Origin of the sequence: Rhizobium sp. R339 (assembly GCF_002211395.1) — a bacterium.
In the GTDB taxonomy this organism is placed as follows: Bacteria; Pseudomonadota; Alphaproteobacteria; order Rhizobiales; family Rhizobiaceae; genus Rhizobium.
On sequence record NZ_LOKV01000005.1, the window covers coordinates 1 to 13952 of the forward strand.

Annotated in this window: 14 protein-coding genes and 1 pseudogene; 8 read left to right on the forward strand and 7 right to left on the reverse strand. The window is 62.6% G+C overall.

Features of this window, described 5'->3' with window-relative positions:
* A pseudogene (locus ATY76_RS08775) lies at nucleotides 1-188 on the forward strand (transposase); the annotation flags it as partial.
* A gap of 99 nt (nucleotides 189-287) precedes the next feature.
* Here the strand turns inward: ATY76_RS08775 and ATY76_RS08780 are convergent.
* Nucleotides 288-1715, reverse strand: coding sequence for an MFS transporter (locus ATY76_RS08780; protein ID WP_088674378.1), 1428 nt, complete (start codon nucleotides 1713-1715; stop codon nucleotides 288-290).
* Nucleotides 1716-1816: 101 nt separating this feature from the next.
* Here ATY76_RS08780 and ATY76_RS08785 point away from each other — a divergent pair, with 101 nt between their 5' ends.
* On the forward strand, nucleotides 1817-2440 hold the full coding sequence (locus ATY76_RS08785; protein WP_088674379.1) for a MarR family transcriptional regulator: 624 nt from the start codon (nucleotides 1817-1819) through the stop codon (nucleotides 2438-2440).
* A 29-nt stretch (nucleotides 2441-2469) separates the two neighbouring features.
* On the opposite strand, the gene ATY76_RS08790 is transcribed toward ATY76_RS08785, so the two are convergent.
* Entirely contained in the window at nucleotides 2470-3681 is a 1212-nt protein-coding gene (locus tag ATY76_RS08790; RefSeq protein ID WP_088674380.1) for an MFS transporter, read from the reverse strand.
* Between the two features lie 523 nt (nucleotides 3682-4204).
* Here ATY76_RS08790 and ATY76_RS08800 point away from each other — a divergent pair.
* On the forward strand, nucleotides 4205-5212 hold the full coding sequence (locus ATY76_RS08800) for an asparaginase (protein ID WP_088674382.1): 1008 nt from the start codon (nucleotides 4205-4207) through the stop codon (nucleotides 5210-5212).
* On the opposite strand, the gene ATY76_RS08805 is transcribed toward ATY76_RS08800, so the two are convergent.
* Nucleotides 5213-5968 carry a DeoR/GlpR family DNA-binding transcription regulator gene (locus ATY76_RS08805; protein WP_088674383.1) on the reverse strand — a complete coding sequence of 252 codons (756 nt, stop codon included), beginning with the start codon at nucleotides 5966-5968 and terminating at the stop codon, nucleotides 5213-5215.
* Between the two features lie 128 nt (nucleotides 5969-6096).
* Here ATY76_RS08805 and ATY76_RS08810 point away from each other — a divergent pair, with 128 nt between their 5' ends.
* Nucleotides 6097-6453, forward strand: coding sequence for a DUF4406 domain-containing protein (locus tag ATY76_RS08810; protein WP_088674561.1), 357 nt, complete (start codon nucleotides 6097-6099; stop codon nucleotides 6451-6453).
* 181 nt (nucleotides 6454-6634) lie between these two features.
* The gene (locus tag ATY76_RS08815; protein WP_088674384.1) at nucleotides 6635-7255 is read left to right on the forward strand and encodes a glutathione S-transferase family protein; all 621 of its coding nucleotides are present in this window, start codon (nucleotides 6635-6637) and stop codon (nucleotides 7253-7255) included.
* Here ATY76_RS08815 and ATY76_RS08820 read toward each other — a convergent pair.
* Together ATY76_RS08820 and ATY76_RS08825 are read right to left on the reverse strand one after the other, a co-directional pair.
* Nucleotides 7246-7605 carry an MmcQ/YjbR family DNA-binding protein gene (locus ATY76_RS08820; RefSeq protein ID WP_088674385.1) on the reverse strand — a complete coding sequence of 120 codons (360 nt, stop codon included), beginning with the start codon at nucleotides 7603-7605 and terminating at the stop codon, nucleotides 7246-7248. The two genes, ATY76_RS08815 and ATY76_RS08820, sit on opposite strands and share 10 nt — an antisense overlap.
* A 38-nt stretch (nucleotides 7606-7643) precedes the next feature.
* On the reverse strand, nucleotides 7644-7841 hold the full coding sequence (locus tag ATY76_RS08825) for a hypothetical protein (protein ID WP_088674386.1): 198 nt from the start codon (nucleotides 7839-7841) through the stop codon (nucleotides 7644-7646).
* 132 nt (nucleotides 7842-7973) lie between these two features.
* On the opposite strand from ATY76_RS08825, the gene ATY76_RS08830 reads away from it, so the two are divergent.
* Entirely contained in the window at nucleotides 7974-8870 is an 897-nt protein-coding gene (locus tag ATY76_RS08830; RefSeq protein ID WP_088674387.1) for a LysR substrate-binding domain-containing protein, read from the forward strand.
* Between the two features lies 1 nt (nucleotide 8871).
* Here ATY76_RS08830 and ATY76_RS08835 read toward each other — a convergent pair whose 3' ends face one another.
* Complete coding sequence (locus ATY76_RS08835) at nucleotides 8872-9537, reverse strand: glutathione S-transferase family protein (RefSeq protein WP_088674388.1); 666 nt, start codon at nucleotides 9535-9537, stop codon at nucleotides 8872-8874.
* Nucleotides 9538-9752: 215 nt separating this feature from the next.
* Between ATY76_RS08835 and ATY76_RS08840 the strand changes: the two genes are divergently transcribed.
* The gene (locus ATY76_RS08840) at nucleotides 9753-9992 is read left to right on the forward strand and encodes a hypothetical protein (protein WP_088674389.1); all 240 of its coding nucleotides are present in this window, start codon (nucleotides 9753-9755) and stop codon (nucleotides 9990-9992) included.
* Between the two features lie 39 nt (nucleotides 9993-10031).
* Here ATY76_RS08840 and ATY76_RS08845 read toward each other — a convergent pair whose 3' ends face one another.
* Nucleotides 10032-11402 (reverse strand): TIGR03808 family TAT-translocated repetitive protein, encoded by a 1371-nt coding sequence (locus tag ATY76_RS08845; protein WP_088674562.1) that lies wholly within the window; start codon nucleotides 11400-11402, stop codon nucleotides 10032-10034.
* Between the two features lie 248 nt (nucleotides 11403-11650).
* On the opposite strand from ATY76_RS08845, the gene ATY76_RS08850 reads away from it, so the two are divergent.
* Nucleotides 11651-13951, forward strand: coding sequence for an EAL domain-containing protein (locus ATY76_RS08850; protein WP_088674390.1), 2301 nt, complete (start codon nucleotides 11651-11653; stop codon nucleotides 13949-13951).
* The last annotated feature ends 1 nt before the right edge of the window (nucleotide 13952 follow it).

The window sequence follows — 13952 nt, forward strand, 5'->3', positions numbered from 1 at the left end:
TTCCTGCCGCCCTACAGTCCCGACCTCAATCCAATCGAAATGGCATTCGCAAAGCTCAAGGCACATCTCAGAAAAGCCAAAGCCAGAACCTTCGATGCTCTCTGGAAAGCCATCGGCGATATCTGCATCTCTTCACCTCAACAGAATGCTGGAACTTCATCAAAGAGGCAGGATACGCGTACACTTAATCGTCCGATGCTCTAAAGCGTGGAAGCGATCTGAAAGATTCGCGGTATGCTTTTAGTATTTGATTTTGAAATAGGCGCCCCGCATCCGAGGCGTCTATTTCAATTTCGGCCGTCTCTCAGCGTCATCACCGCCGCAATCGCGACCATGCCGGGCAGCACCATCAGCAGATAAAGCCAGTGCGCCGCCGACGGTGCGCCCGATATGCCGCCCGGCTCGACGAGGCCAGCGCTGTTGGCGATGACGCCGGCAAATGCCGCACCGAAGGCGCCGCCGAGTGAACTCATGGTCGGAATTGCCGCCGACGCCTTGTCCTGTTCGTTGCTGGCAACGAGTTTCAGCACCATGGCGACGAGATGAGCCCAGCCGAGGCCGATGCCGAAGCCCATCATGAACATGGCGATCGCCGCCGGCACGAGAAGCAGCATATGCCCCTGCGGATTGTCCTTGGCGAGGAAGATTGCGAGCGAAGCGGTCGCGGCCGCCTCGATGAGCGCGCCGCCGACGATGACCAGATAGGCCCGTCTGCCGGTCAGCGAACTGCTGAGGAAGGCGGCGAACGTCCAGCCGACGGCGACCAGCGCAACGAGATAGCCCGACACCAGCGGCGTCACCCCATGCAGGGTCTGCAGGAAATAAGGAATGAAGACGTCGCTGACGAGCACGATGGTCATCGCAAGCATCGCCAGGTAGACGCGGGAAATCGGTTTGGAAAAGGTCACGGCGCCGGATGGCAGCAGCCGATTCCGGCTTCGCCGCTCGATGAGAAGCATGGCCGATACCGCGATGGCCGAGGCGGCGATTAGCGCGACTTTCACACCTGTCGTCTCGCTGGCGCCGGCCGCGCTGATCAACAGGACGGCGGCAAGAAGCAGCCCGATCTGCGCCACCGGGGTCTTCACCTGATCGCGGTCGTCCTTGACGTCAGGCAATAGCCGCGGCGCCAGCGCCGCCATCAGCAGGCCGAGCGGCACCAGCACGATGAAGGCGTAGCGCCAGCTGCTGCCCGATGAAAAGAAGCCGCCGAGCGTCGGCCCGATGACCGTGGAAATACCCCAGATCGCCGCATAGAGCGTCGAGGCCTTCGGCCACAGCGGCTCGGGATAGACGAAGCGGATGAAGGCATAGCCGAGCGCTGCCAGCGCGCCTGTTCCAAGGCCCTGCACGGCGCGGCCGATCAGCACCACCGGCATCGAGGGTGCGACTGCCGCAATCAGGCTGCCCACGCCGAAGACCAGAGCGGCGATCACATAGACGGCGCGAAGCCCGATCCCGCGCGGCCGCATGGCGACGAAGATGGAGCCGAGTATGGCGGCGGCCACGAAAAGGCTCGTGACCCAGGAAAACAGAGCCAGGCCGCCGATATCGCGGACGATCGAGGGCGCGATGGTGGCGGTGATGTAACTCTCGACCGCATAAAGCGTGACACCGCCGGCAAGCATCATCGTTGCTGCCAAATGCTTGGGCAGGAAGAGCCGGAAGACGGAACTCGCGTTCGGAAGGGCGATGGTCTGATCGATATCGGACATGGAATGGTCCTCGATGTTTTTGCTGGCGAGCGATTATTTTCCAAGTTATAAATTGGAAATTACACGTCGAAGCGATTAAAACAAGATATGACTTGGAAAATATGCGCCAGTCTCCAGCCAACCGGATTCTGATCCTGATAAAGACCGAAGGCCCGCAGCTTGCGGCCGCGATCGGCGATGCGCTCGGCATTTCGGGTGAGGCTGCCCGCCAGCAGCTGGCGAAGATGGCGGAGGAGGGGTTGGTCGAACCGGTCACCATCGCCGGCACCGGCAGAGGCCGGCCGCGTCAGCTCTGGCACATGACCGCCGCCGGCAATCGACAGTTTCCGGATGGTCATGCCGAGCTGACGGCAAACCTGCTCGGCACGCTGGTCGAACAGCTCGGGCCCGCAGCACTCGATGCCGTCATCTCTGCTCGCGAGTCCGAGACGCTGAAGCGTTATCGGGAAGAGCTGGAAAATACCGGTGATCTCGCAGCCCGCATCGAAGGCCTCGCCGCCATCCGCACCCGCGAAGGCTATATGGCCGACAGCTGGCAGCAGGATGACGGTTCGTTCATGCTGGTCGAGAACCACTGCCCGATCTGCGCGGCAGCGGCCGCCTGCGCCGGCTTCTGCCGCTCCGAACTCGAAACCTTCCGCGCCGCTCTCGGCGCGGAGGTCGAGCGCAGCGAACACATCCTCGCCGGCGCCCGCCGATGCGCCTACCGCATCACGCCGCATTGACGGATATCCGCGCGCAAGCAGCGCGCGCATCACGCCGGCTGTCGCGCCTGGCGTCTGCTGCTTTCGAGATAGAGCAAGGCCCCGATCGCCGCGACGCCCGCGGCCGCGCCGACGAAGGCCGTGCCGGAATAGTCGATGAGCGATGTGCCGAAGGCGAAGAGCCCGGCGGCGATGCCGGTGCCGATGAAACTGTTGAGCGAGATCAGCGAGCTTCCGAGCCCCGGCCGGTCTGCGATCAGGTCCTGCAGATAGGTGATCGGCACGCTGAGGATCGCCGCCGCCCCGCAGGCGTTCAGCAGCAGCAGCGCATAGACGTGCCAGCGCGCGGAGGCAAAGCCGAGCAGCATCAGATAGCTGCAATAGATCAGCGCGCCGAAGGCGAGCACATGCGCGGTCCGGAAGCGCCGCTGCGCCATGCCCCACATCACCATGAACGGCATTTCGAGAAAGGCTGTCAGTCCGGCCATGAAGCCCACATCGACCACGGTGCCGCCGGCCGCATGAGTGATGACCAGCGGCGAGAGCATGCCGTTCAGCCGCTGCAGTCCGAAGAGCAGCGATATGACGACGACGCGCGCCAGCACATAGGGCATGAAGATCCGTTTCAGCGAAGCGAAGAAGCCGGTTTGATCGGGGGCGGGACCGGCGGTGCCATTTCCGGGCGCGAAGAAGAAATAGAGGCAGAAGCAGATGAGGCTTGCGACGGCCGCGATCCCATAGGCCGGCGTCATCGATGGTGAATTGACGAGATAAAGTCCGATCAGCCCCGGCGCCAGCGCCCAGGAGCCGGAAAACAGCGCCCGCACCGTTGCCGTGATTGCCGCCGCCCGGCCGCGGTCCATCTGGTTGGTCCTGGCGCGCAGGCTGGCGAATAGCAGCGAATAGGTGGAATTGCTCATCGGCACCAGCAGAAGCGTCGAGAAGATGAAGACGGCGGGGCTGTGGATGACCGCAATCGAGCCGAAGCCGATAATACCGGCGACCGACAGCGCCAGCACCAGCGGCCGCCGTTCCTTCAGCCGGTCCGACCAGATGCCGAGCGTCAAGCTCGTGGTGACGTTGACGATCGCCGACAAGAACACCAGGGCTGAATAGGTGCCGTCGCTCAAGCCCAGTTCGTTGATGCCGATGATCGACTGATAGGGCACGGTCGAGGCATAGGTGAAGGCGAGCGCGACGAGTGTCACGGTGGGAATGCGGATCCTGTTGTCGCTGAGGATCAAGGCAAAACTGGATGACATCGGGCGGTTCCTGATGAACCACCTTTAGCCGGATCGGACATATCAGAGAAACGATAGTTTTCGATCGTTTCGGTCAATTCCTGTGATGATTGTTCGCTTCAGATTTGCGTCGTCAGATTGGCGAGCCAGAAATCGATCTGTCCAAGGGGAAGAAGGTTTCCGAGGAAACCGGTGAGAGCTGAGGCTATGGATATCAACAACAATCCCAGAAGCGCTCCCAGGATGATTCCAACGCTTGCCTTTTGGGGCTTGCGCGCCAGCCAGCACGCCAGGATGAGAGAGACGACCGTGAAAAAGACCCACAATATGGATTCTGAAATGGATAGGCCTGATTGCAAGATAATTCCCTGGAATGTGAACGCTGCTGCAGGATAGCGTCTCGATACGTCCGATCTCAAGGCCTTTCGCACCAGACGGATAAAGCCGGGCGCGATCCGAGCATGCGCCGTTCTTCATCAGCCGAGTTGGCTTTCGCGCCCCGACGCTGTATGCCTGCCGCATCCCAGCATCCGGATGAGGACCCATGACCAATCCCGTCACCGTCGAAGTCACCCGCGGCCTGCTCGTCGAAAGCCGCCATCGCGGCTCGGTTGCCGTCGTCGATGGTGATGGCAAGCTGGTCTTCTCGGCCGGAGATATCGAAGCCGTCGTCTTTCCGCGTTCCGCCTGCAAGCCAATGCAGGCGCTGCCGCTGATCGAAAGCGGTGCGGCCGATGCTTACGGCTTCGGCGATAAGGAGCTGGCGCTCGCCTGCGCTTCGCACAATGGCGAGGACGAGCATGTGGCGCTCGCCGCCTCGATGCTGGCGCGCGCCGGCCGCGATGCCGGAGCGCTGGAATGCGGCGCTCATTGGTCGATGAGCCAGAAGGTTCTGATCCATCAGGCCCGCACACTCGATGCGCCGACCGCGCTGCACAACAATTGCTCGGGAAAACATGCCGGCTTCATCTGCACCTGCTGCCATCAGGACGTCGATTCGAAAGGCTACGTTGGCTATGAGCACCCGCTGCAGGCCGAAATCCGGGCGGCGATGGAAAGCCTGACCGGCGCCGTGCTCGGCGCCGAGAGCTGCGGCACTGACGGCTGCTCCATTCCGACCTATGCCGTGCCGCTCCGGAGCCTTGCCCACGCCTTTGCCAAAATGGCGACCGGGACCGGCCTGGAGCCCTTGCGCGCCAAGGCATCCCGCCGCCTGATCGAAGCCTGCATGGCCGAACCCTTTTACGTTGCCGGGACCGGGCGTGCCTGCACGGCGCTGATGCAGATCGCCCCCAACCGCATCTTCGTCAAGACAGGCGCCGAGGGCGTCTTCTGCGCCGCGATCCCGGAAAAGGGCATCGCCATGGCGCTGAAATGCGAGGATGGCGCGACGCGCGCCGCCGAAGCCATGGTGGCTGCCACACTCGCCCGCTTCTTCGAAACGGAAGAGAAGGTGCATGCCGCCCTGACGGCCTTCGCCGCAACATCCATGCGCAACTGGAACGGCATCCATGTCGGCGATATCAGGGCCACGTCCGCGCTCGCCGAATGACTATGCCATGGCGATCGTACCGTTGAGATCGCGATAGGGTTTCAGCCGCTCGGCCGCCATCTCCGCCGGCACGATCAGCCCGGCCACCTCGGAAACTGCAAGCACCGGGCAGGGCGAGACCAAGTCGAACTTTTCCTCGGTCAGCAGGACGTGGGTCTCGGCTGAGCATCGGGCGATATGGCGCTTGATCGCCGCCTCCTCGAAATCGCCGGTGGAAAGCCCGTGCACTGGATGCGCCGCCGTAACGCCGAGGAAGAACAGATCGGGGCGCAGCTGTGAGATCGCCGCCATCGCCGCTGCTCCGACCGCCACCATTGAATGTTTGTAGATCCGTCCGCCGGTCAGGATCACCTCAGCCGTCGGGTGGTGCTCCAGTTCGGCGGCGATCGTCGGGCTGTGGGTCGCAACCGTCAGCGGCATGTCGCGGGGCAATTGCCGGGCGATCTCGGCGGTCGTCGTGCCGCCGTCGAGGAAGATCATCTGGCCGGGTTTGACCATCGCCGCCGCCTTCGCGCCGAGCCGTGCCTTGATCTCTGACGAGACACTGCGCCGCGCGGTGAAATCGGGCAATTCCGGCGCCAGCGGCATTGCCCCGCCATGTACGCGCTTCAGCAGCCCCTCCGCCGCCATTTCCCTGAGGTCGCGCCGGATCGTGTCTTCTGAAAGTGCGAATTCCTCGGCCACGCGCTTGGCGATCACCTGGCCGTCGCGACGCAGGATGTCGAGGATGAGGCTCTTGCGTTGTGTCGTCAGCATTATCTCTCCGCACGAAATTGAATGAGATGGCATGATGTTGCACGAATAGACTCGACATTCAAGAAATATCGTGCATTTTCACGATATCCCGTGCATGAGGCCGGGAATGCTCAGCGATGGAGTGGATCATGCTGATTTTGATTGCCGGCCCGTATCGGTCCGGAACGGGGGACGACCCGAAGAAGATGGCTGCCAACTTGAAGCGGCTGGAAGAACCTTCGCACAAACTGTTTGCCGCAGGCCACATGCCGATGATCGGTGAATGGGTGGCGCTGCCGATCTGGCATGCCGCCGGCGGTCGGTCGGTCGGCGACGCGCTCTACGAAGAAATCTTCCACCCGGTCGCCGGCCGGCTGCTGCAGCTTTGCGAGGGCGTGCTGCGTCTGCCGGGCGATTCCAAGGGTGCCGACAACGACGTGCGCATCGCCAGGGAACGCGGCATCCCCGTCTGGCACCGGCTTGAGGATGTGCCGGGCTGCGGCTGAGACATGTCGGGCGAAATGCGCATCGGTTTGCGACAACGGTATGTGAGCGCAACCCGCCAATCTGAAAGATCGCGAGGCGTTTAGGCGCAACGGAGGGGCCGGAATGCCGGCTCCTCCTCATCTCGCTGGTTACGGCTCATCTCTTCTTGGTATAAGAGCTGCCGAAAGGGAGTCGAGAACTATGCTTAAATTGTATTACGCGTCGGGAACCTGCGCGCTTGCAAGCCTGATCGCCCTGGAAGAATCTGGCCTCGCCTTCGAAACGAAGAAGCTCAGCTTCGCCAATGGCGAGCAGCGTTCGCCGGATTATCTGAAGATCAACCCCAAAGGACGCGTGCCGGCGCTGGTCACCGAGCACGGCGTGCTGACGGAAACGCCGGCGATCCTCGGCTTCATCGCTGAAAGCGCGCCGGCTGCCAAACTGGCGCCGCTCGGCGATGTTTTCGAGATGGCGCGGCTGCAGTCCTTCAACAGCTATCTCTGCTCGACCGTGCATGTAAACCATGCCCATCGCCCGCGCGGCTCCCGCTGGTCCGACGATCCCGCGGCAATCGAGGCGATGAAGGCGAAGGTGCCGCAGAATATGGCCGATTGTTTCACCCTGATTGAAGAGACGATGTTCAAAAGCCCGTGGGTGATGGGCGAGACCTATTCGCTCGCCGATCCCTATCTCTTCGTCATGACCGACTGGCTGCCCGCCGACGGCGTCGACCCCGCCCGCTTCGCAAAGGTCAGCGACCACCACGCCCGCATGCTGCAGCGCCCCGCCGTTCAGCGCGCGCTGGCCTACGATCAGGCCTGATCTCCGAAACGTACCGCAAGCTTCTTCGGCGCCCGGAAAAGCCAGGCGCCGATCAGCCGGAACCGCAATTCCTCGTCGCCGATCATCGCGGCCCGCAGGGGCAGATACGGCCAGCCGACATAATGATCGGTCTGGAAATAGATCTCGGGCGCCATTTCGAGCAGATGCTCCTTGTCGTCGATCGCGATCGAAATCACGATCGTCTCGGCATTCTTCACGGCAACGAAACTCTTGCCGCCTACCTTCAGCGCCGGATTGCCATAGGAGGTGCTTTCTTCGACGTCGGGCAGGCCGGCTTCCGCCGCCAGCCGCTTCAGCCGTTCGAAGATCGCATTGACATCGCCGGCCATTGCTTCGCCCTCTTCTTGGGGCGAAGCCTAGCATATTCTTAGGCGCATTTCGCCAAGGACGGATTGGCCTCGGCAGGAACGCCCGCCTGAATGCTAAGCGGCAGATCGGCGATTTCGCGCATCGACATGCGCTCGACCTCCGGATGCTGAAGCGGATCGCTCCTCCATGGGGGATCTGCAATGTCGGTATTGGCGAAGTTAAGGGCGGGCCTCAAGAAAAACTTCAGCAATGACATGGCATGCCTCGCTTTCTTCAACGGGATTTTGATCGCCTGTGGCCGGCGCCATCGAGCTTGCTTGTTGCAGTATCGGCCGGGGTGGTTCAATTTTCAATTGAGATTGACGCGGCGGCGTTATAGAAAAACTATATGAAGAACTTGAACTCCGTCCATCTCAACGGCCTGCGTGCGCTGGAAGCCGTCGGGCGCCTCGGCTCGCTGCAGGCGGCGGCCGAAGAGCTCGGCGTCTCGGTCGGCGCCGTCAGTCAGCAGGTCATCAAGGCGGAGGCGCAGCTCGGTCAGGTGATCTTCGAGCGCACCGCCAGGGGAATGATCGTGACCGAAGCGGCCCGGCCCGTGCTCTTCGCGCTCGACGAGGGTTTTGCCCGCCTTTCGGCCGCCGTCTCGATCGCCCAGCGTAAGGACGATACGATCCTGACAATCTCCGTGGCGCCGGTTTTTGCCGCCCGCTGGCTCGTCTGCCGGCTCGATCGCTTTGCCGAACGCCATCCCGACATCAAGCTGCGATTAGATGCGACGCACAATCTCGTCAATCCTGCTCTCTGCGATGTCGATATCGGCATTCGCGTCGGCGTCGGCAAATGGCCGGATGTGCGGGCGGAGCTGCTGCTGGAACAGGAGGTCTTTCCCGTCTGCTCTCCTGAGATGGCGGCGAGATTGAAGGAGCCTGCCGATATTCTGGAACTGCCCGCCGTCATCGACGGCCGCGCCATGTTCAGCTGGGAAGTCTGGATGCGCGAGGCGGGTCTGTCAGGCGCCACGCTTCCGACCCGCCATGTCTTCAACGATGCCTCGCTCTGCCTCGATGCGGCGATCGCCGGGCAGGGCGTGATGCTTGCCTGGCAGACCCTTGCCGCATTTTCGCTTGCCGAAGGGCGGCTGGTCGCTCCCTTCGGCATTCGCGCGCGAACTGGCTTCGGCCATTACTTCGTCACCGCGGAAGGCACGCGCGAGCCGAAGAAGGTGCGAGATTTCAAGGCGTGGATCCGGGAGGAAATGGCCGGCACTGTCGCCTTGTTTGGATAATTCAGACTTCGATCGGCTCCTTGCCGCGGGTCGCCTGCATTGCCTTATAGGCCGGGCGGGACTGGCAGCGTTCGATCCAGGCCTTGATGTTCGGATGGGCGTCGAACAGGGCCTCTTCGCTCTGGGCGTAGCGCAGCACTTCGGTGATGTTGAGATCGGCGACGGTGAAGCGGTCGCCGACGAGCCATTGCCTGCCGGCAAGGTGGCTTTCGAGCGCCGCAAGCGGTCTGCGCAGGGAACGGCAGGCCACCGCGATCGTCTGCTTGCCGCCCTCGCTGTTTTCGAGCCCGTTATCATAGGTGAGCACGATCCTCACCGTCTCGGGTTCGACCTGCGATGCCGCCCAGACCGTCCACATCGTCAATAATCCGTCCTCTTCGACGGTTTTACCGGAAAGCGGTCCGCCATGTTTGCGGGCGAGGTAGAGATTGATCGCCAGCGACTCGTGCATCACCACGTCGCCATCCTTGATGCTGGGGATCTGTCCCATCGGGTTCACCGCGAGAAAATCCGGCGAGTGGGTGTTGAGAGGCGCCTCGTCAGAAAGCGGGTTCGCCAGCCGTCTTGCCTGCAGCACTGGCACCGACTGGAACTGGAGCCCGAGCTCCTCCGCCATCCAGTAGACGCGCGACGCGCGCGATCGATAGACTCCGTAAATCGTCAGCATGGCAAGATCCCCCGGTGTTTCGGAGAAACCGTAAACGCCAGCTCGTCCTTGGAAAAGTCCTCGCCGCTGATGGGACGATGAAAGCTTTTGATGCTGTGGCGGTGTTCGGGGAACAATGGCGACGCCGGCAGGTTCGGCCAGGAGACCGGAGCCATGGAGGCTCCAAGGCGACCAGCCGTGTGCGAAGCACAGGTACCAGGGAAAGGAAGAATGTCATGGCGGGGAAGAAGACGCATGAACAGCAGCTTCGCGTGATGGAAAAGCGCGAGAAAACCGCAAATGCCGATGCGTCATTCGACGCTTCGGCCGACCTGCACCGGAACGAACAGGCGAGGGAAGCGCACCAAAAAGGAAGCGACCTGAAGGCCGGCCCGGACACTGGAAACGAGGATCGCAACATGGTGCGCGGCGTCAATCAGGAAAGCGAGCATAGGAAGGGAGGCGGTCGTCCGTAATCGCCGGCCGCGCAATCCCCAAAACGTTCCGGCTCTGCTTCAGGAAGTGCGGTTTCTCTCGACGGTGAGTTGCGCATAGGGCGAGCCGCCGCCTGCCATTTCGCCGGAAACTTTCTTCTCCCATTGAAAGCCGAGAACCGCGCCCTCTGGGATATCCTGGAACACATTGTCGGTGATGACGGCGGTTCCCGCGCCATCGGCGACCGAGACGGCGCAGCCGACCGGCGCCTTGCGCACCACATTGCCGTTGACAATGACGTTGCGGAGATAGGGACCCCAGCCGATCTGCAGACCCCAGCGCGGTGCGCCTTCGATCACATTGCCGGAAACCAGCGTGTCGGCCTCCGCCGCAATGCCGATGCCGAAGCCGACTTCATGCTGGTAAGGGCCCTTCAGCGTCAGGTTGCGCACGATATTGCCGGTGACGCTCGCGAGCCGCCCGCCTTCGTCGAAATTGGCGATCGAAATGCCGTTCGCGGCTCCATCGATCAGGTTGGCGGAGACGCCCGCGCCCTCGAAGGCGAATTCGACATAGATCGCCGTCTCGCCGGAGCGCCTGCATTGGTTGCTGCTGATCTGGATGTCCGAGGCCGAATTGGCGCGGATCGCCGTGAAAGCGCAGTCGGATATGTGGTTGTTCACCACCATCACGCCGTCGGCACGGAAGATATTGATGCCGTTGCCGTTCTGGCCGGTGCCGCCATCATTGGCGCGGATGTTGGAAATGCGGTTTCCTGAGACGATCGTGCCGTCCTCCGCGTTCTTCCAGCGATGCACGAGGATGCCGCCATTGCCGCAATCCGAGACCGTATTCGCAATGATCGAAAGACTGGCGGAATCGACCGCGTAAAGTCCGGATTGCGCAGCGCCGGAAATGCGGCTGCGCTCGATCCGCCCGCCGCAGCGCTCCAGTTGCAGGCCGTGCTTGCGGCTGCCGCCGATCTCGCAATTGTCGATCAGCACCTCGTCGACGCCGGTAAATTGGACGAGCCCGCCGGCATAATCGCCGAGCCAGCGGTTGCCGCCGTCGATGACGAGATTGGAAAGCTCGATGCGCCGCACGTTTTCGGCCGCAAAGAGGTGGCCCTCGCCAGTATAGACGATCCGCGAGGCGCCGGGCACGCCCGTGATGCGCGTATTGTCGGGCAGGGTGAGATTGGAGATCCGGTAGGTGCCGGGCGGCAGGAAAACGGGCACGTTCTCGCGCGCCGCCTGTTCGATCATCTGCTGCAGGTTGCGGGTCTTGCGATCGCCGCTTTCGGGAATGACGCGGTATTCGACGGCGTCGATCGCGCCGCGCAGATCCGGCTCGGCGGCCGCCGTCAGCGGCGAGGCGAGGGCGCGCGGCGCCGTCCATCCGGCAACAGCCGAGGCGGGGAGAAGCAGAAGCATGTCACGGCGTGAAGGCATCCCGATATCTCTTGTCATGGCGCGCCCGAAGCAGGAAATATGCCAGTCCGGCATGTATCCTTTTGGCACAAGCGGCCGGTGTTGCAGTTGCCGCCGCAGACAAAGGCAGGAAATCGCCGCGGATATTGGCGTCTCATTCACCCTTTCATTTAAGCAAGCCGAAGGAAATGCCGAATACTCTGAAACGGAGAGTTTCGCTGAGGGATATTGCGGGGATACGGCCTTCGGCCGCCGGGGAGAATGGGCTCATGCCTGAAGTGAGTGCCAGGCGATGGGAATCAGCCGATGCCCTGACCACTGAAACGCGCCGTATCGTCGCCGCGACGGAGGCAATGATGGCATCGACCGCCCACCATCTCTCCGAAGGCATCGAGAACCTGCGCCTGAAGGCGATCGTCCACGAACTTCCCGACTTTCTCTACGTCAAGGACCGCGATAGCCGTTTCGTCTTCGCCAACGCCGTCACGGCGAGTTCCCTCGGCCTGGAAAATGCCGAAAAGCTGACCGGCAAGCGCGATTTCGACCTGTTCGACTTTGAGACGGCCCGCCGCCACTTCGATATCGAACAGCAGATCATGGCGACCGGGCAAGCCTGTATCGACATGGAAGAAACGGTTGTGCTGCCCGGCGGCGCCAAGCCGATCGTCCGGCTGACCTCGAAGATACCGCTGCGCAACGATCGCGGCGAGATCATCGGCCTGATCGGCGTTTCCCGCGATATCACCGAACGCAAGCTGCAGGAGGATCTCTATCGCGGCCAGGCGAACCTGCTCGAGATGATCGCCCGCAACGAGCCCTTGCCGATGATCCTCGAAGCGCTGGTGCTGATGATCGAGGCGCAGCTGACCGGTATCGACGGCTCCGTCCTGCTGCTCGACAGCGAGGGCACCCGGCTCTATCACGGCGCGGCTCCCAACCTGCCCGGCGGCTACAGCCGTCTGATCGATGGCGTCTCGATCGGCCCGAAAGTCGGCTCCTGCGGCACCGCCGCCTGGCGCGGCCAGACGGTGATCGTCGAGGACGTGATGAGCGACCCGCTCTGGGAGGACTTCCGCGCGCTGGTTGCCCCGTTCGGTTTTCGCTCCTGCTGGTCGACGCCGATTGCCACCTCGCAGAACAATGTGCTCGGCACTTTCGCGCTTTATTCCAGGGAAGTGCGCAGGCCGACCGAACGCGAGATGAAGCTGGTGGCGCTCGCCACCCACATCGCCGGCATCGCCATCGAGCGCAAGCGTGTCGATGACCGCATCCATTTCATGGCTCATCATGACGATCTGACGGGCCTGCCGAACCGTGCCTTCCTGAAGGAACGGCTGGCTAATATCCTCGACCAGGCCCGGCGCAACAATCGTAAGGTAACCGTCGCCTATATCGACCTCGACAACTTCAAGGACATTAACGACGGCCGCGGTCATGCCGCCGGCGACGAAGTGCTGAAGGAAATCGCCGTCCGCATGGTCAACAGCGTGCGGGCTTCGGATATGGTGGTGCGTCTCGGCGGAGACGAATTCCTCGTGGTTCTCGTCCACCAGTCGAGCCATGATGCCGGCATCATGCGCCGCCTGCGCGAATTGCAGAAGGCGATCAACCGGCCGGTCCGCGACGAGGACGGCGAGTTCGCCGTCACCTCGAGCATCGGCGTCGCCTCCTTCCCCTTCGATGGCGCGACGTCGGAAGAGCTTCTCGCCAATGCCGATCGCGCCATGTACCGTGCCAAGGAACTCGGCCGCAGCACGCTGCAATATCACGATGGCGTCGGCAGCACGCCCGTCGGAATGCCGCTCAGCGAACGCGAGGAATTGCATCAGGCGATCGTCGGCGATCAGCTTTTCCTGGAGTACCAGCCGCAGGTCGATGTCGCGACCGGCCGCATCACCGGCCTCGAGGCGCTGGTGCGCTGGAACCACCCGGCAAAGGGCAGGGTGCCGCCGGTCAATTTCATTCCGCTTGCAGAAGAGACGGGCCTCATCGTTCACCTCGGCCTCTGGGTATTGAACGAGGCGTGCCGCCAGGCCCGCCACTGGCAGGACATGGGCCTGACCCCGATGACGATCGCCGTCAACGTCTCCGCCAAGCAGTTTGCCGATCCGGACTTCGCAAAACATGTCGCCGAAGCGCTCGAACGCCACGACCTGAAGTCCCATTGGCTGGAGTTGGAAGTCACCGAGAGCGTGGTGATGCAGGATGCCGAACGCGCGCTCGCCATGATGGAATCGCTGCGTGCGCTTGGGGTGCGCCTGTCGATCGACGATTTCGGCTCCGGCTATTCCAGCCTGGCGGCGCTGAAGACCTTCCCCTTCGACCGCCTGAAGATGGACCGTTCGCTGGTCGAAGCCCTGCCGGCCGACAAGACCGCCGTCGCCATCGTCTCGGCCGTCATTTCGCTGGCGCGGACGCTAAAGCTGTCGGTTCTCGCCGAGGGCGTGGAAACCGACGCCCAGCTGGATTTCCTGCGCCAGGCCGGCTGCGACGAGGCGCAGGGTTACCGCTTCTCGAAGCCGGTCTCTCTCGACGGGATCGCCGCATTGCTGCAGGCCGGCAGCCTCTGAG

Bases quoted from the DNA above. Each gene is read 5' to 3' on its own strand.
- ATY76_RS08780 (WP_088674378.1), bottom strand. From the start codon at position 1,715: ATGTCCGATATCGATCAGACCATCGCCCTTCCGAACGCGAGTTCCGTC.
- ATY76_RS08785 (WP_088674379.1), top strand. From the start codon at position 1,817: ATGCGCCAGTCTCCAGCCAACCGGATTCTGATCCTGATAAAGACCGAA.
- ATY76_RS08790 (WP_088674380.1), bottom strand. From the start codon at position 3,681: ATGTCATCCAGTTTTGCCTTGATCCTCAGCGACAACAGGATCCGCATT.
- ATY76_RS08800 (WP_088674382.1), top strand. From the start codon at position 4,205: ATGACCAATCCCGTCACCGTCGAAGTCACCCGCGGCCTGCTCGTCGAA.
- ATY76_RS08805 (WP_088674383.1), bottom strand. From the start codon at position 5,968: ATGCTGACGACACAACGCAAGAGCCTCATCCTCGACATCCTGCGTCGC.
- ATY76_RS08810 (WP_088674561.1), top strand. From the start codon at position 6,097: ATGCTGATTTTGATTGCCGGCCCGTATCGGTCCGGAACGGGGGACGAC.
- ATY76_RS08815 (WP_088674384.1), top strand. From the start codon at position 6,635: ATGCTTAAATTGTATTACGCGTCGGGAACCTGCGCGCTTGCAAGCCTG.
- ATY76_RS08820 (WP_088674385.1), bottom strand. From the start codon at position 7,605: ATGGCCGGCGATGTCAATGCGATCTTCGAACGGCTGAAGCGGCTGGCG.
- ATY76_RS08825 (WP_088674386.1), bottom strand. From the start codon at position 7,841: ATGTCATTGCTGAAGTTTTTCTTGAGGCCCGCCCTTAACTTCGCCAAT.
- ATY76_RS08830 (WP_088674387.1), top strand. From the start codon at position 7,974: ATGAAGAACTTGAACTCCGTCCATCTCAACGGCCTGCGTGCGCTGGAA.
- ATY76_RS08835 (WP_088674388.1), bottom strand. From the start codon at position 9,537: ATGCTGACGATTTACGGAGTCTATCGATCGCGCGCGTCGCGCGTCTAC.
- ATY76_RS08840 (WP_088674389.1), top strand. From the start codon at position 9,753: ATGGCGGGGAAGAAGACGCATGAACAGCAGCTTCGCGTGATGGAAAAG.
- ATY76_RS08845 (WP_088674562.1), bottom strand. From the start codon at position 11,402: ATGCCTTCACGCCGTGACATGCTTCTGCTTCTCCCCGCCTCGGCTGTT.
- ATY76_RS08850 (WP_088674390.1), top strand. From the start codon at position 11,651: ATGCCTGAAGTGAGTGCCAGGCGATGGGAATCAGCCGATGCCCTGACC.